The sequence below is a fragment of the Nocardioides pyridinolyticus genome (genome assembly GCF_054653575.1).
In genome coordinates, this window is the sequence record NZ_BAAIFY010000001.1 from 166,612 (window position 1) to 184,404 (window position 17,793).

At 72.0% G+C, this 17,793-nt stretch carries 18 protein-coding genes and 1 pseudogene; 9 read left to right on the plus strand and 10 right to left on the minus strand.

All coding sequences use genetic code 11. The features are described 5' to 3' along the window. Positions 1-115 precede the first annotated feature (115 nt). Genes ACYQ0U_RS00875 through ACYQ0U_RS00900 form a run of 6 tightly spaced genes read left to right on the plus strand, consistent with a single transcriptional unit; the run spans position 116 to position 6,825 of the window. Complete coding sequence (locus ACYQ0U_RS00875) at positions 116-1,666, plus strand: ABC transporter ATP-binding protein (RefSeq protein ID WP_459968406.1); 1,551 nt, start codon at positions 116-118, stop codon at positions 1,664-1,666. After that, a complete protein-coding gene (locus ACYQ0U_RS00880; RefSeq protein WP_459968408.1) occupies positions 1,663-2,766 on the plus strand; it encodes an ABC transporter permease in 1,104 nt (367 codons plus the stop codon). The genes ACYQ0U_RS00875 and ACYQ0U_RS00880 overlap by 4 nt, the downstream gene beginning before the upstream one ends. Continuing rightward, a complete protein-coding gene (locus tag ACYQ0U_RS00885; protein ID WP_459968410.1) occupies positions 2,763-4,025 on the plus strand; it encodes an ABC transporter permease in 1,263 nt (420 codons plus the stop codon). Before ACYQ0U_RS00880 ends, ACYQ0U_RS00885 begins: the two co-directional genes overlap by 4 nt. Further along, positions 4,022-4,417 carry a cytidine deaminase gene (locus ACYQ0U_RS00890; protein WP_459968412.1) on the plus strand — a complete coding sequence of 132 codons (396 nt, stop codon included), beginning with the start codon at positions 4,022-4,024 and terminating at the stop codon, positions 4,415-4,417. Before ACYQ0U_RS00885 ends, ACYQ0U_RS00890 begins: the two co-directional genes overlap by 4 nt. Continuing rightward, on the plus strand, positions 4,389-5,552 hold the full coding sequence (locus ACYQ0U_RS00895) for a cytochrome P450 (RefSeq protein ID WP_459968413.1): 1,164 nt from the start codon (positions 4,389-4,391) through the stop codon (positions 5,550-5,552). The genes ACYQ0U_RS00890 and ACYQ0U_RS00895 overlap by 29 nt, the downstream gene beginning before the upstream one ends. Beyond that, positions 5,545-6,825 (plus strand): thymidine phosphorylase, encoded by a 1,281-nt coding sequence (locus tag ACYQ0U_RS00900; protein ID WP_459968416.1) that lies wholly within the window; start codon positions 5,545-5,547, stop codon positions 6,823-6,825. Before ACYQ0U_RS00895 ends, ACYQ0U_RS00900 begins: the two co-directional genes overlap by 8 nt. Positions 6,826-6,948: 123 nt before the next feature. On the opposite strand, the gene ACYQ0U_RS00905 is transcribed toward ACYQ0U_RS00900, so the two are convergent. Continuing rightward, positions 6,949-7,401: a MaoC family dehydratase gene (locus ACYQ0U_RS00905; protein WP_459968418.1), complete on the minus strand. Its 453-nt coding sequence runs from the start codon at positions 7,399-7,401 to the stop codon at positions 6,949-6,951. Positions 7,402-7,439: 38 nt separating this feature from the next. Here ACYQ0U_RS00905 and ACYQ0U_RS00910 point away from each other — a divergent pair, with 38 nt between their 5' ends. After that, positions 7,440-8,531, plus strand: coding sequence for an adenosine deaminase (locus ACYQ0U_RS00910; RefSeq protein ID WP_459968421.1), 1,092 nt, complete (start codon positions 7,440-7,442; stop codon positions 8,529-8,531). Here ACYQ0U_RS00910 and ACYQ0U_RS00915 read toward each other — a convergent pair. From ACYQ0U_RS00915 to deoC, 5 genes are read right to left on the minus strand one after another with little or no spacing between them, the layout of a single operon-like run. Further along, a complete protein-coding gene (locus ACYQ0U_RS00915) occupies positions 8,500-8,934 on the minus strand; it encodes a cysteine peptidase family C39 domain-containing protein (protein ID WP_459968423.1) in 435 nt (144 codons plus the stop codon). The genes ACYQ0U_RS00910 and ACYQ0U_RS00915 overlap by 32 nt on opposite strands. A gap of 7 nt (positions 8,935-8,941) precedes the next feature. After that, the gene (locus ACYQ0U_RS00920; RefSeq protein ID WP_459968425.1) at positions 8,942-9,541 is read right to left on the minus strand and encodes an ATP-binding protein; all 600 of its coding nucleotides are present in this window, start codon (positions 9,539-9,541) and stop codon (positions 8,942-8,944) included. 4 nt (positions 9,542-9,545) lie between these two features. Beyond that, positions 9,546-10,415, minus strand: a complete 870-nt coding sequence (locus ACYQ0U_RS00925; RefSeq protein WP_459968427.1) for an aldehyde dehydrogenase family protein — start codon at positions 10,413-10,415, stop codon at positions 9,546-9,548. Next, the gene (locus ACYQ0U_RS00930) at positions 10,412-11,857 is read right to left on the minus strand and encodes an aldehyde dehydrogenase family protein (RefSeq protein ID WP_459968430.1); all 1,446 of its coding nucleotides are present in this window, start codon (positions 11,855-11,857) and stop codon (positions 10,412-10,414) included. The genes ACYQ0U_RS00925 and ACYQ0U_RS00930 overlap by 4 nt, the downstream gene beginning before the upstream one ends. A gap of 5 nt (positions 11,858-11,862) precedes the next feature. Next, the gene (gene deoC, locus ACYQ0U_RS00935; protein WP_459968432.1) at positions 11,863-12,822 is read right to left on the minus strand and encodes a deoxyribose-phosphate aldolase; all 960 of its coding nucleotides are present in this window, start codon (positions 12,820-12,822) and stop codon (positions 11,863-11,865) included. A gap of 53 nt (positions 12,823-12,875) precedes the next feature. On the opposite strand from deoC, the gene ACYQ0U_RS00940 reads away from it, so the two are divergent. Beyond that, positions 12,876-13,445 (plus strand): hypothetical protein, encoded by a 570-nt coding sequence (locus ACYQ0U_RS00940; protein ID WP_459968434.1) that lies wholly within the window; start codon positions 12,876-12,878, stop codon positions 13,443-13,445. Between the two features lie 10 nt (positions 13,446-13,455). Here the strand turns inward: ACYQ0U_RS00940 and ACYQ0U_RS00945 are convergent, their stop codons facing one another. Continuing rightward, positions 13,456-15,093 (minus strand): phospho-sugar mutase, encoded by a 1,638-nt coding sequence (locus ACYQ0U_RS00945; RefSeq protein WP_459968436.1) that lies wholly within the window; start codon positions 15,091-15,093, stop codon positions 13,456-13,458. Between the two features lie 18 nt (positions 15,094-15,111). On the opposite strand from ACYQ0U_RS00945, the gene ACYQ0U_RS00950 reads away from it, so the two are divergent. Continuing rightward, positions 15,112-15,558, plus strand: a complete 447-nt coding sequence (locus ACYQ0U_RS00950) for an SRPBCC family protein (protein ID WP_459968439.1) — start codon at positions 15,112-15,114, stop codon at positions 15,556-15,558. Positions 15,559-15,919: 361 nt separating this feature from the next. Here ACYQ0U_RS00950 and ACYQ0U_RS00955 read toward each other — a convergent pair. From ACYQ0U_RS00955 to ACYQ0U_RS00965, 3 genes and pseudogenes are all read right to left on the minus strand, one after another. After that, positions 15,920-16,408: pseudogene (locus ACYQ0U_RS00955) on the minus strand (NAD-dependent epimerase/dehydratase family protein); the annotation flags it as partial. Positions 16,409-16,435: 27 nt separating this feature from the next. Then, the gene (locus tag ACYQ0U_RS00960; protein ID WP_459968441.1) at positions 16,436-17,236 is read right to left on the minus strand and encodes a purine-nucleoside phosphorylase; all 801 of its coding nucleotides are present in this window, start codon (positions 17,234-17,236) and stop codon (positions 16,436-16,438) included. A 72-nt stretch (positions 17,237-17,308) separates the two neighbouring features. After that, positions 17,309-17,761, minus strand: a complete 453-nt coding sequence (locus ACYQ0U_RS00965) for a gamma-glutamylcyclotransferase (RefSeq protein WP_459968444.1) — start codon at positions 17,759-17,761, stop codon at positions 17,309-17,311. Positions 17,762-17,793 lie beyond the last annotated feature (32 nt).

The following is a 17,793-nucleotide window of genomic DNA, read 5'->3' on the forward strand; positions in this document are numbered from 1 at the left end:
CGGAAGCCAGCACCACCCGGACGGGTCCGCGGGGCGCAAGCCCCGCGGGCCCGTTCCGTCTCCGGCGCACGAACCGGTAGCGTCTCGCCCGAACCTGACAAGGAGGTCAGCGATCGTGACCACCCCCGCCGCGCCCGCCGCGGAGCCCAGCGCACCGTCCCCCGACGTCGCCGTCCGCCTCCGCGGCATCGGCAAGCGGTTCCCGGGCGTGATCGCGAACGACGACATCAACATCGACGTCCGACGCGGGACGATCCATGCGATCGTCGGCGAGAACGGCGCCGGCAAGTCGACGCTGATGAAGATCCTCTACGGCGTGCAGCCGCCGGACTCGGGGACGATCGAGATCAACGGCATCCAGGTCTCCCTGCACTCGCCCGCGGACGCCATCAAGAACAACGTGGGCATGGTCTTCCAGCACTTCATGCTGGCCGACAACCTGACCGTCCTCGAGAACGTCGTCCTCGGCGCCGAGAAGCTCTTCGGCATCGGCGCGAAGGCGCGGGCCGAGATCCAGCGCATCTCCGACGCCTACGGCCTCGGCATCGAGCCCGACCGCCTGGTCGAGGAGCTCGGTGTCGGCGCCCGCCAGCGCGTGGAGATCCTCAAGGTCCTCTACCGCGGTGCCCGGATCGTCATCCTCGACGAGCCGACCGCCGTCCTCGTCCCCCAGGAGGTCGAGGAGCTGTTCGACAACCTGCGCGACCTCAAGGCGGAGGGCCTCAGCGTCATCTTCATCTCCCACAAGCTCGACGAGGTCCTGTCGGTCGCCGACGAGATCACCGTGGTCCGCCGTGGCACGACGGTGAAGACCGTCGAGCCGCAGGACGTGACGGCCCGGCAGCTCGCCGAGCTGATGGTCGGCTCCGAGCTGCCCTCGCCGAGCACCGAGGCCTCCACCGTGACCGAGCACGTGCTTCTCCGGGTCGCGGGGCTGTCGCTGCCGAGCGCCGAGGGCCGACCGCTGCTCGATGACATCTCCTTCGAGATCCACCGGGGCGAGATCCTCGGCATCGCCGGCGTCGAGGGCAACGGCCAGGCCGAGCTCGTCGAGGCGATCATGGGCATGCGTCCGGGCGCCCTGGGACGGATCGAGCTCGACGGCGCCGACCTGTCCGGCCGCAGCACCCGCGAGCGCCGCGAGGGCGGGATCGGCTACATCCCCGAGGACCGGCACCGCCACGGCCTGCTGCTGGACTCGCCGTTGTGGGAGAACCGGATCCTGGGCCACCAGTCCCGCCCGCCGAGCGTCAGCCACGGCCTCATCGACAAGGGTGCGGCGCGCAAGGACACGCAACGCATCATCGAGGCGTACGACGTGCGCACGCCCGGCGCCGACGTGCTCGCCCGGGCGCTGTCCGGCGGCAACCAGCAGAAGCTGATCGTCGGCCGGGAGATGAGCAGCGATCCGGTGCTGCTGATCGCCGCGCACCCGACGCGCGGCGTCGATGTCGGTGCGCAGGCCGCGATCTGGCGGCACATCAAGGACGCGCGCCGTCACGGGCTCGCGGTGCTGCTGATCTCGGCCGACCTCGACGAGCTGATCGGGCTCTCGGACCGGATCGAGGTGATCCTGCGGGGCCGCTTCGTGGGCAGCTTCGACCCCGACGACGTGACCCCCGAGCGGCTCGGCTCGGCCATGACCGGAGCAGGAGACGCCGCATGACCAACCCACGCCTGCTGAGCCTGCTGCTCGGCCTCGCCGCGGCCGGCCTGGCCCTGCTGGCGGCGTTCGCGATCACCAGCGTGGTGCTGATCGCCGCCGGTGACCCGGTCGGCGAGGTGTGGGGCCAGCTGCTGTCCTGGCCCGAGCAGCGCAACCTGGCCAACATCATCAACAACGCCACGGTGCTCTACCTGTCCGGTCTCGCTGTCGCCGTCGGCTTCCGGATGAACCTGTTCAACATCGGCGTCGACGGCCAGTACCGCGTCGCCGCCTTCACCGGAGCGGTGGTCGCCGGCGAGGCCTGGCTGCCGGGCTACCTCAACACGGCGCTGGCGATCATCTGCGCGATGGCCGTCGGCGCGCTCTGGGCCGGCATCGCGGGCGTCCTGCGCGCCACCCGCGGGGTCAGCGAGGTCATCTCCACGATCATGCTGAACTTCATCGCGACCGGGCTGGTGGCGTACCTGCTCCGTCAGGTCTCGGTGCGCGAGGAGGGCAGCAACGACATCGGCACCCGCGAGATCCCCGAGGGCAGCCGGATCGGCGCACTGCCGTTCGGCGACTACGAGATCTACGGCTTCATCCTGATCGCCGCGCTCTGCGGGTTCCTGTTCTGGTTCGTGCTCAACCGGACCCGCTTCGGCTTCGACCTGCGCGCGACCGGCCAGTCCACCACCGCAGCGGTCGCCAGTGGCATCAGCGTCACGAAGATGACGATCGCGGCCATGATGATCTCCGGCGCGCTCGCCGGCCTCGTCGGCCTCCCGATCCTCTTCGGGGACAGCTACACCTACGGCTCGACCTTCCAGTCCGGCCTGGGCTTCGCCGGCATCGCGATCGCGCTCCTCGGGCGCAACAACCCGATCGGGATCGCCCTCGGCGCGCTGCTGTTCGCCTACCTCGACGAGCAGTCCAACCCGCTGCAGATCCTCGTCGGCGTGTCTCCCGACATCGTCGCGATCACCCAAGGCGTCATCGTGCTGACGGTGGTGATCTCCTACGAGCTCGTCCGTCGCTACCGGGTCCGGCTCGAGCAGCGGGAGGTCGCCAAGGCCTTGGCCACTCCGAGCACCGACAAGCCCGAGGAGGTCTCGGCATGAGCGCCCCCACCGCCACGCAGGCTCCGCGCCCGGCCACGGCCTCCCGAGCCCGCCGGCTGCCGCGCTGGTGGTTCGCCGCCGCGCTGTTCGGCGTCCTGTTCGCGCTCTCGGTGCTGGAGGCGGTGACCGGCGCCCACGACCTGGTCTCGCGCGGCACCGTCGCTGCCACGCTCATCGCGATCGTGCCGATCATGCTGGCCGGTCTCGGCGGCCTGTGGTCCGAGCGGGCCGGCATCGTCAACATCGGCCTCGAGGGCATGATGATCCTCGGCACCTGGGGCGGGGCGTACTTCGGCTACCACTACGGCGCCTGGGCCGGCGTGCTCGGCGCCATCTTCCTCGGCATGCTCGGCGGCCTGGTCCACGCGGTCGCCACGGTCGTCTTCGGCGTGGACCACATCATCTCCGGCGTCGCGATCAACATCATCGCGCTCGGTGCGGTGCAGTACCTCGCCTCGCTGACCTTCGCCGACCTGCCGGGCGGCGGCACCACGCAGTCCCCGAAGATCCCCGACGTCCCGACGATCGACATCGCCTTCATCGGCGACCCGCTCGGCGACCTCGCCGGGCAGGACATCTTCTTCGTCTCCCAGCTGGCGAGCACCCTGCAGGCGTTGGTGACCAACCTGTCCTGGCTGGTCGTCATCGCGATGCTGCTGCTGGTCGTGACCTGGTACGTCCTGTGGCGCACCCCCTTCGGCCTCCGGCTGCGCTCCTGCGGTGAGAGCCCGTCGGCCGCCGAGTCGCTCGGCGTCCACGTGCTGCGCTACAAGTTCGTCGCCGTGCTCATCTCGGGCGCGCTGGCGGGGCTGGCCGGCGGGTTCCTGGCCATGGTCGCGTCGAGCAACTACCGGGACGGCCAGACCGGCGGTCGCGGCTACATCGGCCTGGCAGCGATGATCTTCGGCAACTGGCGTCCCGGCGGCCTGCTCGCCGGCTCCGGCCTCTTCGGCTACACCCAGACGCTCGGTCTGCGCCAGGGTGGTGACTCGGTCCACGCGCTGCTGCTGGCGCTCGCCGTGCTCGCCATCGCCATGGCCATCTGGCAGGCCCGTCAGCAGCAGCAGCGCGCGGCGGTGATCACCGGCGTGGTGGCGATCGGTCTCGGTGCGCTCTACTTCGCGATCGACGAGGTGCCGCAGGACTTCACGAACATGACGCCGTACGTCGTCACGCTCCTCGTGCTCGCCTTCGCCTCGCAACGACTACGGATGCCGGCGGCCGACGGACAGATCTACCGGAAGGGATCAGCCGGGTGAGCGCGACCGACGTCGACTGGGACGCCCTCAAGGCGGAGGCCGTGGTCGCCATGGAGAAGGCGTACGCGCCGTACTCGCGGTACCGCGTGGGCGCAGCGGCCCTCGTCGACGACGGACGGGTCGTGGTGGGCTGCAACGTCGAGAACGCGGCGTACGGCGTGGCCCTGTGCGCCGAGTGTGGTCTCGTGTCGCAGCTCCACATCACCGGTGGTGGCCGGCTGACCCACTTCGTGTGCGTCGACAACGACGGCGAGGTGATCATGCCGTGCGGCCGGTGCCGGCAGCTGCTGTTCGAGAACGGCGGCCCGGAGCTGCTGGCCTGGACGGTGAGCGGGATCAAGCGGATGGACGAGGTGCTGCCGGATGCCTTCGGCCCCGACGACCTCGCTTGACCTCGGGTCGGCCGCCGTGGTGGCCGACCCCTACCCGGCCTTCGCCGCGGAGCGGGCGCGCCACGAGGTGGCGTGGCACGAGTCCTCGGGCATGTACCTCGCGTTCAGCCACGCCGCCGTCAGCGCGGTGCTGCGGGACCGGCGGTTCGGACGGATCTGGCGCGACAAGGAGCCGGCGGCCTACCTCGAGCCGTTCAACCTCCTCCATCGCAACCAGATGATGGAGAACGAGCCGCCCGAGCACACGCGGCTGCGCCGTCTGGTCGCCGGGGCGTTCAACCGCGGCCACGTCGAGCGGTTGCGCCCGCGGGTGCGGGAGCTGGCGGCGTCGCTGCTCGACGAGGTCGACCCCGCCGCCTTCGACGTCGTCGGCCAGTACGCCGAGCCGCTGCCCGTCCTCGTGATCGCCGAGCTGCTCGGCGTGCCCACGTCGTACGCCCACGACCTCCGGGACTGGTCGCAGGCGATCGTGAAGATGTACGAGGTCTCGCCCTCCCAGGAGGTCGTCGACGCCGCCGTGGCCGCGGCCACCGACTTCGCCGGCCTGGTGCGCGATCACGTCGCCGCACGGCGAGCTGCGCCCGCCGACGACCTGGTCAGCGACCTGGTTGCCACCGACCTCACCGAGGACGAGATCGTCGCGGCCGTCGTGCTGCTGCTCAACGCCGGCCACGAGGCGTCGGTCAACGTCTTCGGCAACGGCCTCACCGCCATGCTGCGGCGCGGGCTGCGGCCGGGCGCCGACGTCGCGGCGTGCGTGGAGGAGATGCTGCGCTTCGACTCCGCCCTCCAGCTCTTCGAGCGGACCGCCACCGCGCCGGTCACGGTCGGCGACGTCGAGGTCGCCGAGGGCGAGAAGATCGCGGTGCTGCTCGGGTCGGCCAACCGGGACGAGACCGTCTTCGAGCGCGCAGACGAGATGGACGTGACGCGCGACCCCAACCCGCACGTCGCGTTCGGGGCCGGTGTCCACTTCTGCCTCGGCGCGCCCCTGGCCCGGATGGAGCTCGTCGAGTCCGTCGGGCTGTTGTTCCAGCGGTTCCCCGACCTCGCGCTGGCCGGGGACCCCGAGAGCCGGGGCACGTTCGTGCTGCGCGGCTACCACCGAGTGCCCGTGGGAGGGACGCATGCATGACGCGGTCGAGGTGATCATCACCAAGCGTGACGGCGGTCGGCTGTCGGACAGCATGATCGACTGGGTGATCGACGCCTACACCCGCGGCGAGGTCGCCGACGAGCAGATGTCGTCGCTGGCGATGGCGATCCTGCTCAACGGCATGGAGCGCGACGAGATCGCCCGCTGGACCGCCGCGATGATCGCGTCGGGGGAGCGGATGGACTTCTCCGAGCTGTCACGTCCTACCGCCGACAAGCACTCCACGGGCGGCGTGGGCGACAAGATCACGCTTCCGCTGGCGCCGCTGGTCGCGGCCTGCGGCGTGGCGGTTCCTCAGCTCTCGGGCCGGGGCCTGGGCCACACCGGCGGCACGCTCGACAAGCTCGAGGCGGTCCCCGGGTGGCGCGCGGCCCTGTCGAACGAGGAGCTGCTCGCGCAGCTGGAGTCGGTCGGGGCGGTCATCTGCGCGGCCGGCGACGGCCTCGCGCCGGCCGACAAGAAGCTCTACGCGCTGCGCGACGTGACCGGCACCGTCGAGGCGATCCCGTTGATCGCCTCCTCGATCATGTCCAAGAAGATCGCCGAGGGCACCGGCGCGCTGGTGCTCGACGTCAAGGTCGGCACCGGCGCCTTCATGAAGCGGCTCGACCAGGCCCGCGAGCTCGCCGAGACGATGGTCGCGCTCGGGCAGGACGCCGGCGTGCACGCCGTCGCGCTGCTCACCGACATGTCCACGCCGCTCGGCCGGACCGCCGGCAACGCGGTCGAGGTGCAGGAGTCGGTCGAGGTGCTCGCCGGCGGCGGACCCGCGGACGTGGTCGAGCTGACCCTGGCCCTCGCGCGGGAGATGCTCGACGGCGCGGGCCGCACCGACGTCGACCCGGCCGAGGTGCTGGCCTCGGGCCGCGCCATGGACGCGTGGAGGCAGATGATCTCCGCCCAGGGCGGCGACCCCGACGCCGCGCTCCCGACCGCGCGGGAGTCACACGTGGTCGAGGCGCCGTCCTCCGGCGTACTCACCCGGCTGGACGCGATGGCCGTGGGCCTCGCCGCGTGGCGCCTCGGCGCCGGCCGGGCCCGCAAGGAGGACCCGGTGCAGGCCGGTGCCGGCGTCGTGTGGCACGCCCGCCCGGGCGACGCCGTCACCGAGGGACAGCCGCTGTTCACGCTGCTCACCGATGACGAGCACCGGTTCGGTCGCGCGCTCGAGTCCCTCGAGGGCGGCTACGACATCTCCGCAGAGGGCACGCCGTTCGAGCCGGCGCCGCTGCTCATCGACCGGATCTCCTAGGGCGCGTCGCTCGAGCGGCGCAATTGCGTCGGATGGGCAGCGAAGTCGGCGCCCGGGTTGCTCAAGCAGCGCAATTGCGCCGTCCGGGCGGTCGCTCGAGCGGAGACCGCGCCGAGTCGGCGGCTAGGTGAGCAGCAGGACGACGGTCTCGGCGACGCAGGCCGGCTTGGCCTCGTCCTCGATCTCGATCGTGTGCTTGAGCGTCACCTGGAGACCCGACGGCAGCTCGGTCACGTCGCCGAGCGAGACCGTCGAGCGGATCCGCTTGCCGACGCGCACCGGGTTCGGGAAGCGGACCTTGTTGGCGCCGTAGTTCAGCTTGGCGCCGGGGGTGTCGAAGGAGAACACCTGGCTGCCGAGGAGGGGGACCAGCGACAGCGTCAGGTAGCCGTGCGCGATGGTGCCGCCGAACGGCCCGTCGGCGGAGCGCTCCACGTCGACGTGGATCCACTGGTGGTCACCGGTGGCCTCCGCGAACGTGTTCACGCGGCCCTGGTCGATGGTCAGCCAGTCCGAGGTGCCCAGCTCCTCACCGCTGGCGGCCAGGACCTCGTCGAGAGAGTTGAAGACGCGCATGACCCGAGAACCTACTGGGTTCTGCGAGGATCGGTGCCATGACCCCGCCGACTCCGACGCTCGACCAGATCCGCCGGGCACCCAAGGTCCTGCTCCACGACCACCTCGACGGTGGGCTGCGGCCGCAGACGATCATCGACCTCGCGGCCGAGGTCGGGCACGCGCTGCCGCAGGTCGACGGCGCGCTGACCGCGGAGTCCCTCGGACAGTGGTTCGCGGAGGCGTCGGACAGCGGGTCGCTCGAGCGCTACCTCGAGACCTTCGACCACACCGTCGCGGTCATGCAGACCGCGCCCGCGCTGACCCGGGTCGCGCGGGAGTGCGTGGAGGACCTCGCCGCCGACGGGGTGGTGTACGCCGAGGTCCGCTACGCGCCCGAGCAGCACGTCGGGGAGGGGCTGACGCTCGACGAGGTCGTCGCCGCGGTGCAGGCGGGGTTCGACGAGGGCGTCGCGGCCACCGACGGGCGGATCGTCGTCCGCCAACTGTTGACCGCGATGCGGCACCAGGCCCGCTCCATGGAGATCGCCGAGCTGGCGATCGCGTGGCGCGACCGGGGCGTCGCCGGGTTCGACATCGCCGGCGCCGAGGCGGGCTACCCGCCCACCCGGCACCTCGACGCGTTCGAGTACCTCCAGCGGGAGAACTCCCACTTCACCATCCACGCGGGCGAGGCCTTCGGGCTCCCGTCGATCTGGCAGGCCATCCAGTGGTGCGGCGCCGACCGGCTCGGCCACGGCGTCCGGATCATCGACGACATCACCGTGCAGGACGACGGCAGCGTGGTGCTGGGCCGGCTGGCGGCGTACGTCCGCGACAAGCGGATCCCGCTCGAGATGTGCCCGTGGTCCAACGTGCAGACCGGCGCCGCCGCCTCGATCGCCGAGCACCCGATCGGGCTGCTGAAGAAGCTGCGGTTCCGCGTCACCGTCAACACCGACAACCGGCTGATGAGCCGCACCTCGATGAGCCACGAGATGGCGTCGCTGGCGGAGGCGTTCGGCTACGGGCTCGACGACCTGCGGTGGTTCACGATCAACGCGATGAAGTCGGCGTTCCTGCCCTTCGACGAGCGGCTGGCCGTGATCGAGGGCGTGATCAAGCCGGGCTACGCCGAGCTGACGGCGTGAGGCGGGGCAGGACCGCGAACCACGGGTGCTGCCAGCGGGACGTCGCCATCGGCACGACCGCGCCCTGCGCGGGGTCGTAGACCACCGGCTCACCGTCGCGCTGGTCCAGCACCAGCACGACGTGCCGCGGCAGCCACCGGCTGCCGAGGTAGACGGGCACCGGGTGCGGCAGCGCGGCGAGGACCTCCGCGCGGCGGTAGCGGCGCACCCGGCCGCCGAGGCGGCGGGCGACCGCCCACGGCGTCGTCCCGAGCGCACGCGGCCAGACCCGGTTGAGCTCGCGGTGCGTCGCGAGCACGCGGGCGTCGAAGTCCGGCCACGGGCCGGGGAGCCCCTCGCGGACCACGACCACCGACGGCCCGCAGGTGCGGGAGTCCGGCTGGCGCGGCCATGGCGTGGTCACGGCGTCGTCACGGGACCAGCTGGGCGTGCACGTCGGCGTAGGCCTCGTCGGCGGTGACCGGGCGGCAGCCGAGGGCGACCGCGTGGGCGACGACGCGCTGCTGGTCGCGCATCAGCGCCAGGCCGCGGCGCAGCAGCACCAGCGGCGGCTTGCGGTGCTCGCGGAGGTCGCGGGTCAGCCGGCGCCAGAAGGTCACCATCGGGTGCTGGCGCACGCAGTACGCCGCCGCGAGGATCCCGGCCTCACGGCAGTGCGGCACGATCTCCTGGGCGAAGATCCCCTCGGCCACGAACAGGTCGTGCCCGGCCAGGTCGACCGTGTGCGAGCCGCCGCGGCAGCTGGTCGAGATGTCGTAGACCGGCACGACCGCGCGACCGGTGCGGCAGAGCTCGTCGAGCGCGGCCATGGCGTCGTCGAGCAGCCAGGACGCCGGGTCGTCCCAGTCGGGGATGCCGGCGTTGGCGCCTTCGGTGATGAGGGGGAGCGACGGGTCGTCGCCGTCCTTGTAGAAGTCGTCGAGGCGCAGGACCGGGAGGCCCATCCGCTCAGCGAGACGGGACTTGCCGGCCCCGGAGGGACCGGCAAGCACGATGACGCGTGCCTTCACCCGATCAGACGCCGATCGGGTGCCAGACGGTCTTGATCTCCAGGAACGCGGTCATCGGCTCGAGCCCGGGGTCGAGCGTCCAGTCCGTCTCGGCGTCCGGCGCGCGGCGTACCCGCTTGAGGTTCTCGGCCGCCGCGACCTCGAGGTCGGCCGCCAGCGCCGCCTGACCGGCGATGCCGGTCAGGTCGATGGCGTTGACGTCCATGTGCGCGGCCAGCCACGGGCCGATGGTCGCCGCGGAGCCGGTCAGGATGTTGACCACGCCGCCGGGGACGTCGGACGTCGCCAGCACCTCGGAGAAGGTCACCGCCGGCAGCGGCCGGTCGAAGGACGACACCACGACCGCGGTGTTGCCGGTGACGATCGCGGGCGCGACCACGCTGACCAGGCCGAGCAGGCTCGACTCCTGGGGCGCGAGGACGGCGACCACGCCGGTCGGCTCGGGCGTGGAGAGGTTGAAGTACGGCCCGGCGACGGGGTTGGCGTTGCCGACCACCTGGGTGATCTTGTCGGCCCAGCCGGCGTACCAGACCAGCCGGTCGATGGCCTCGTCGAGGACCGCGCCGGCCTTGGAGGTGGACAGTCCCTCGGACTGCTCCAGTGCCTGCACGAACTGCGGGCGGCGGTCCTCCATGACCTCGGCGACCCGGTAGAGGATCTGCGCGCGGTTGTAGGCCGTGCGCGTGGACCAACTGCCGAACGCCTTGCGGGCGGCGACCACCGCGTCACGCGCGTCCTTGCGCGACGCGAGAGCGGCGTTGGCCACGAACCTCCCCTTGCTGTCGGTCACCTCGTAGGAGTGGCCGGACTCGGAGCGGGGGAACGCGCCCCCGATGTAGAGCTTGTAGGTCTTGCGGACGTCGATCCTGCTCACCTGAGGTACGCCTCCAGACCGTGCCGGCCGCCCTCGCGGCCATAACCGGACTCCTTGTAGCCGCCGAAGGGGCTGGTCGGGTCGAACTTGTTGAACGTGTTGGCCCACACGACGCCGGCGCGCAGCTGGTTGGCCATGTGCAGGATGCGAGAGCCCTTGTCGGTCCACACGCCGGCGGAGAGGCCGTACGGCGTGTTGTTGGCCTTTTCGACCGCCTCGGACGGCGTGCGGAAGGTGAGCACCGACAGGACCGGGCCGAAGATCTCCTCGCGGGCGATCCGGTGGGCCTGGGAGACGCCGGTGAAGAGCGTCGGCGGGAACCAGAAGCCCTTGGCCGGCAGGTCACAGGCGACCTGCCAGCGCTCGGCGCCCTCGGCGTCCCCGAGGTCGGAGAGCTCGCGGATCCGCTGGAGCTGCTCGCTCGAGTTGATCGCGCCGATGTCGGTGTTCTTGTCCAACGGGTCGCCCATGCGCAGGGTCGACATGCGGCGCTTGAGGCGGTCGAGGAGCTCCTCGGCGATACTCTCCTGCACCAGCAGGCGCGAGCCCGCACAGCAGACGTGGCCCTGGTTGAAGAAGATGCCGTTGACGATGCCCTCGACGGCCTGGTCGATGGGAGCGTCGTCGAACACGATGTTCGCGGCCTTGCCGCCGAGCTCGAGCGTGACCTTCTTGCGGGTACCGGCGACGGACCGGGCGATGGCCTTGCCGACGGCGGTCGAGCCGGTGAAGGCGACCTTGTCGACGTCCGGGTGGCTCACCAGCGCCTGGCCGGTGTCGCCGGCGCCGGTCACGATGTTGACCACGCCCGGCGGGAGGTCGGCCTGCTGGCAGATCTCCGCGAACAGCAGCGCGGTCAGCGGCGTGGTCTCGGCCGGCTTCAGCACCACGGTGTTGCCGCACGCCAGCGCGGGGGCGATCTTCCACGCCAGCATCAGCAGCGGGAAGTTCCACGGGATCACCTGGCCGGCGACACCGAGCGCCCGGGGGTCGGGTCCGCGCCCGGCGTACTCGAGCTTGTCGGCCCAGCCGGCGTAGTAGAAGAAGTGCGCGGCGACCGTCGGGACGTCGACGTCGCGGGACTCCTTGATCGGCTTGCCGTTGTCGAGCGACTCCAGGACCGCCAGCTCGCGGCTGCGCTCCTGGATGATCCGCGCGATCCGGTAGAGGAACTTGGCGCGCTCGCGGCCCGGCAGCTTCGACCAGACCTTGTCATAGGCGCGGCGGGCGGCCTTCACTGCGGCGTCGACGTCGGCCTGGTCGGCCTCCGCGACCTCGGCGAGGACCTCCTCGGTGGCCGGGCTGATCGTCTTGAACGACGTGCCGTGGCCGTCGACGAACTCACCGTTGACGAACAGGCCGTAGGACGGCTTGATGTCGACGATGCTCCGCGACTCGGGAGCGGGTGCGTACTCGAAGGGAGAGCTCTGGTTCTGGGGCACGGGAATCAGTCCAGCGTGAAGTAGTCGGGGCCGGAGTAGCGGCCGGTCTTCATCTTGGTGCGCTGCATCAGCAGGTCGTTGAGCAGCGTCGAGGCACCGAAGCGGAACCAGTCGGGGTCCAGCCAGTCCGGACCGGCCACCTCGTTCACCATCACGAGGTACTTGATCGCGTCCTTGCTCGTGCGGATGCCGCCGGCCGGCTTCACGCCGATCATCGTGCCGGTCTGCTCGCGGAAGTCGCGGACGGCCTCGAGCATGATCATCGTGACCGGCAGGGTCGCCGCCGGCTGCACCTTGCCGGTGGAGGTCTTGATGAAGTCGCCGCCGGCCATCATCGCCAGCCAGCTCGCGCGGCGGACGTTGTCGTAGGTCTGGAGCTCGCCGGTCTCGAAGATGACCTTCAGGTGCGCGTCGCCGCATGCCTGTCGCACGGCGACGATCTCCTCGAAGACCTGGAGGTAGCGGCCGGCCAGGAACGCGCCCCGGTCGATCACCATGTCGATCTCGTGCGCGCCGGCCTCGACCGCGTCGCGGGTGTCGGCGAGCTTGATGTCGAGGGCCGCGCGGCCGCTCGGGAACGCCGTCGCGACGGCCGCGACGTGCACGCCGCCGTCGCCGAGGGTCTCGCGGGCCGTGGCGACCATGTCGGGGTAGACGCAGACCGCGGCGACCGGCGGGCAGGTCGGGTCGGCCGGGTCCGGGCGCATCGCCTTGGAGGCGAGGGCGCGGACCTTGCCGGGGGTGTCCTGTCCCTCCAGGGTCGTCAGGTCGACCATGCGGATCGCGAGGTCGATCGCGAACTCCTTGGCGCTGGTCTTGATCGATCGGGTCCCGAGACCGGCGGCGCGGGCCTCGGCGCCGACCTGGTCGACGCCGGGCAGTCCGTGCAGGAACCGCCGCAGCGAGGCCTCGGACCGGGTGACGTCCTCGAACGCCGTGCCGGGGAGGGTGGAAGTGCTGCTCACCAACCCAGCATAGGGTTGAGCGCGCGATGCGACACAACCCAGGAGACAGCCCCATGGCACCCGCCGCAGCGGAACGGTTCCACGCGACCAGCGGACTCGTCAGCGGGTACATCGCGCTCGCCGCGACGGCGGGCATCCTCGTGCTCGCCGTACTCCCCTGGGAGGCCGGGCGACCGCTCGGTGTGGCCCTCCTGGCCGCGCTCGGGATGCTGCTCATCTGGTGCGCGATGCTGCGCCCGGCGATCTGGGCGACCGAGCGCACACTGGTGCTGCGCGGCATGTTCCACACCGACGAGATCCCGCTCGGCACCATCGACCGCGTCGCGGTCTCGCAGATCGTCTCGATCAGCGCGAACGGCAAGCGCCACACCTCGCCCGCCGTCGGCTACACCGCCCGCCAGATGGTGAAGGCCAAGCGCCGCAGCGCCCGCGGCAAGACCGTCCCCACCGCCGCCGACACCTACCAGGTGTACGTCGAGGAGCGGATCGCCCAGCTGGCCAAGGAGGACCGGGAGCGCTTCGGCCCCACCGACGCCGTGTCCCGCCGCACCTGGGCGTGGCCCGAGATCGCCGGCTGCGTCGCGCTCGTCGGCGCCTGGCTGGTCTGGCTGCTGGTCCTCTAGAGGCTGCGCCTCAGATGCCGGCGGCGGCCTTGATGCCGTCCCGCAGCGCATCGAGGCGGCCGACCGCGGCGATGCGGGCCGCGTCGACGCCGTCCTCGGGGTGCACCGGGACGACGACCTCGAGGTAGCACTTGAGCTTGGGCTCGGTGCCGCTCGGGCGGACGATCACGCGGGCACCGCCCGCGAGGCGGTAGCGCAGGCCGTCGGTCGGGGGGAGGTCGGGGCTGCCGAGGGAGAGGTCGTCCACCTCCTCGACCGCGAGGTCGCCGAGGGCGGTGGGCGGAGAGGTGCGCAGGCGCTCCATCGCGGCCGCGATCTCGCCGAGGTCGGTGACGCGGACCGAGAGCTGGTCGGTGGCGTGCAGCCCGTGCTCGACGGCGAGGTCGTCGAGCACGTCGACGAGCGTGCGGCCCTCGGCCTTGAGCGCGGCCGCGAGCTCGCAGAGCAGCAGCAGCGCGGAGACGCCGTCCTTGTCCTTCACGTGCTCGGGGTCGACGCAGTAGCCCAGCGCCTCCTCGTAGCCGAAGGCGAGGTCGTCGACCTTGCTGATCCACTTGAAGCCGGTCAGCGTCTCGGCGTACGGCCGGCCGGCGGCGGCCGCCATCTTCCCGAGCAGCGAGGACGACACGATGCTGCACGCGTAGGTGCCGGGCTTGCCGCGGCTCAGCAGGGTGTGCGCGAGCAGCGCGCCGACCTCGTCGCCGCTGAGCATCCGCCACCCGTGCGGGCCGGGTACGGCGGCGGCGCAGCGGTCGGCGTCCGGGTCGTTGGCGACCACCAGGTCCACGCGGCGCTCGTCGGCGAGCGCCATCGCGAGGTCCATCGCCCCCGGCTCCTCGGGGTTGGGGAACGCGACGGTCGGGAACTCCGGGTCCGGCTGCTCCTGCTGCTCGACGACCGCGGGGTCGCGGAAGCCGGCCGCCTCCAGCACCCGCTGCACCGTGGTGCCGCCGACGCCGTGCAGCGGCGTGTAGACGAGGGCGAGGTCGCGCGGGCCGTCGACGGCGAGGTCCGCGACCGTGTCGAGGTAGCGGTCGACGATCTCCTCGTCGAGGACCTTCCCGGACGAGCCGCGGGGCACGTCCGCGACGGGGCCGACCGCCGCGATCCGCGCCGCGATCTCGCTGTCGGCGGGCGGCACGATCTGGCTGCCGTCGCCGAGGTAGACCTTGTAGCCGTTGTCCCGCGGCGGGTTGTGGCTCGCGGTCACCATCACGCCGGCGGCGCAGCCGAGCTCGCGGATCGCGAACGCCAGCACGGGCGTGGGCAGTGGTCGGGGGAGCACGTACGCCGTCAGGCCGGCGCCCGTCATGACCTCGGCGGTGTCGCGGGCGAAGACGTCGGAGTTGTGGCGGGCGTCGTACCCGATGACGACCGAGCCGCGCACGTGGCCGGTGTCCTTCAGGTACGCCGCCAGGCCGGCCGCCGCGCGGGTGACGACGACGCGGTTCATCCGGTTGGGCCCGGCGCCGAGGGCGCCGCGCAGGCCAGCGGTGCCGAACTCGAGGGTGCCGGCGAAGCGATCGGCGAGGTCCTCGTCGGACCCGCCGGCCTCGACCGCCGCGATCGCGGACTCGAGCTCGGCTCGGGTCTGCGGGTCCGGGTCGTCGGCGGCCCAGGCCCGCGCGCTGGTGAGGAGTTCGGTCATGGAGGGCACGATACGAGGGTGGCCGCCCACTACGCGTTCTCCGGGTCCTGGCACCTCGCCGCGCCCCCAGGGGACGTGCACGCGGTGCTGGTCGACCTCGAGCACTACCCCGACTGGTGGCCCCAGGTGCGCGCGGTCGCCTCGCTCGGGCCGGACGACGCGCGGGTGCTCTGCCGCTCGGTGCTGCCCTACACCCTCGACCTCGTCCTGCACGCCGTCGACCGCTCGCCCGACCGGCTCGAGGTGGCGGTGTCGGGCGACCTGTCCGGGTCCGTCTGCTTCAGGCTCGCGCCGGAGCAGGGCGGCACCCGTCTCGACCTCGCCCAGCAGGTCACCGCCGGTGGCCTGCTGGGCGTCGCGTCTTCGGTCGCGCGTCCGGTCCTCCGGTGGAACCACCACCGGATGATGCAGGGCTGCGTCGTCGGGCTGGGTCGTCAGGCGTCGATCGTCGACATGTCGCCGTAGCGGTCGCCCATCGCGGCAAGGGCTCCGGATGCCTCCAGTCAGCCGCGGTCGAGCGCGCCGGCCGCTCGAACGACGCCGTGGCGAACGGTCCGCCGACGTGGGCTCCGTGCGCCTGGTCGTCGACGCTCGGCCCGACCTGGCCGGCGAACTCCTCGGCGGCGTCGAGCGGCTCGTAGCCCAGTGCGCGGCCCGGCGCGAGGTCCCACCACGCACGCGTGTTGTTCGAGATGCCGTAGAGGACGGCGTAGCCCGGCGCGGTCGCGGTGATCGCCGCCTCGACCATGCGCACGCAGTCGTCGTGCGAGAGCCAGGTCGAGAGGTGGCGCACCGACTCCGGCCGCTCGAGGAACGACCCGATCCGGCAGGAGACCGCGTCGATGCCGTAGCGGTCTGCGTACAGGCTCATCACGGCCTCGGCGGCGACCTTGCCGACGCCGTAGAACGTGTCGGGGCGCGGGCGGGTGTCGACGCCGAGCATCCCGTCGGGCACGCCGGCGCGCGGGGTGCGGCCGACGGCGTGGTTGGAGCCGGCGTAGACGAAGCGGCGCACGTCGTGCTCGACCATCGCGTCGAGCAGGGCCGCGGTCGTGATGACGTGCGAGGTCAGCGAGTCGGGGAGGCTGGCCTCGTCCGGGTGGCCGGCCAGGTGCACGACCGCGTCGAAGGACTCCTCGTCGAAGACCGCGGCGACCGCGTCGGCGTCCGCGCAGTCGGCGGTGTACCAGGACATGTCCGCACCGTCGGGCTGCGGCACCCGGTCGAGCCCGACGACGGTGTGCCCCCGGTCGGCCAGGCCGACGGTGACGACGCGTCCGATGCTGCCGGCGGCGCCGGTGACGAGAACCTTCACGAGGCGAAGGCTATCGAGCGGCGTCCGCTAGATGCGGGGGACGATCCGGCCGAGCAGGTCACCCATGCGCGACGCGGCGGCGCGGCCGGCCTCGAGGACCTCTTCGTGGTTGAGCGGCTGGTCGCTGATGCCGGCGGCGAGGTTGGTCACCAGGCTGATGCCGAGCACCTCCATGCCGGCCTCGCGGGCCGCGATCGCCTCCAGCGTCGTGCTCATGCCGACCAGGTGGCCGCCGAGGATCCCGGCCATCCGCACCTCCGCCGGGGTCTCGTAGTGCGGGCCCGGGAACTGCACGTAGACCCCCTCGTCGAGGCTCGCGTCGACCTCCTTGCAGAGGCTCCGCAGGCGCGGGCTGTAGAGGTCGGTGAGGTCGACGAAGTTCGCGCCCACGATGGGGCTCTTGCCGGTGAGGTTGATGTGGTCGGAGATGAGGACCGGGGTGCCCGGCGTCCACGTCTCCCTGAGCCCACCGCACCCGTTGGTGAGCACGATCGCGTGGCAGCCCGCCCGGCCCGCCGTACGCACCCCGTGGACGACGGCCGCGACGCCCTTGCCCTCGTAGTAGTGCGTGCGGCTGAGGAAGACCAGCAGGTTCTTGTCGCCCGCGCGGATGGAGCGGATCTTGCCGCTGTGGCCCGCGACGGCCGCGGCGCTGAAGCCCGGGAGGTCGGTGGTGCTGATCTCCGCGGTCGGCTCGCCGAGGGCGTCGACGGCCGGCAGCCAGCCCGAGCCGAGGACCAGGGCGACGTCGTGCTGCGCGACGCCGGTGAGCTCGGCCAGGGCGTCGGCGGCCTGCTGGGCGAGTTCGTACGGGCTGGGCTCGTTCACCCGCCGGACTCTAGTGCTCGCGTCGGGTGTCGGACGATTCGTGCGGGGCGCTGGTGCGGTTGGGATCCCCGGCTACAGCCCGGTCGAGCGGCAGGGGCGGCGCCGGAGGGCGGCCACGTAGTCGGCGGGGGCGTCGGCGGCCTCGGCGGCGTCGGCGAGGATGCCGAGGTACGACGCGGAGGGCAGGCCGCCCTCGTAGGCGTCGAGGACGTAGGTCCAGGCGACGACGGAGCCGGTCATGGTCGCGACGCGGACGCGGGTCTTGCGGTAGAGGCCGAGGTCGGCGCCCTCCCACGCGTCCAGGGCTGACTCGTCCTCGCGAGTGACGTCGTAGACGGCGACGAAGACCTGGTCGATCGGGTCCTCGACGATCGTCGACAGGGCGCCGTCCCAGCCGTGCTCCTCGCCGCCGAAGGTGAGCCGCCAGCCCTGCACCCAGCCCGTCGTCGAGAGAGGGGAGTGGGGGCACCGCTCGCCCATGCGCGCCGGGTCGAGGTTCGTCCCGTAGGCGGCGTACAACGTCACGCCGGAAGACTAAAGCACCCATTGAGAGTGCG

Bases quoted from the DNA above. Each gene is read 5' to 3' on its own strand.
- ACYQ0U_RS00910 (WP_459968421.1), top strand. From the start codon at position 7,440: ATGACCCCGCCGACTCCGACGCTCGACCAGATCCGCCGGGCACCCAAG.
- ACYQ0U_RS00945 (WP_459968436.1), bottom strand. From the start codon at position 15,093: ATGACCGAACTCCTCACCAGCGCGCGGGCCTGGGCCGCCGACGACCCG.
- ACYQ0U_RS00895 (WP_459968413.1), top strand. From the start codon at position 4,389: ATGCCTTCGGCCCCGACGACCTCGCTTGACCTCGGGTCGGCCGCCGTG.
- ACYQ0U_RS00880 (WP_459968408.1), top strand. From the start codon at position 1,663: ATGACCAACCCACGCCTGCTGAGCCTGCTGCTCGGCCTCGCCGCGGCC.
- ACYQ0U_RS00885 (WP_459968410.1), top strand. From the start codon at position 2,763: ATGAGCGCCCCCACCGCCACGCAGGCTCCGCGCCCGGCCACGGCCTCC.
- ACYQ0U_RS00905 (WP_459968418.1), bottom strand. From the start codon at position 7,401: ATGCGCGTCTTCAACTCTCTCGACGAGGTCCTGGCCGCCAGCGGTGAG.
- ACYQ0U_RS00940 (WP_459968434.1), top strand. From the start codon at position 12,876: ATGGCACCCGCCGCAGCGGAACGGTTCCACGCGACCAGCGGACTCGTC.
- ACYQ0U_RS00900 (WP_459968416.1), top strand. From the start codon at position 5,545: ATGCATGACGCGGTCGAGGTGATCATCACCAAGCGTGACGGCGGTCGG.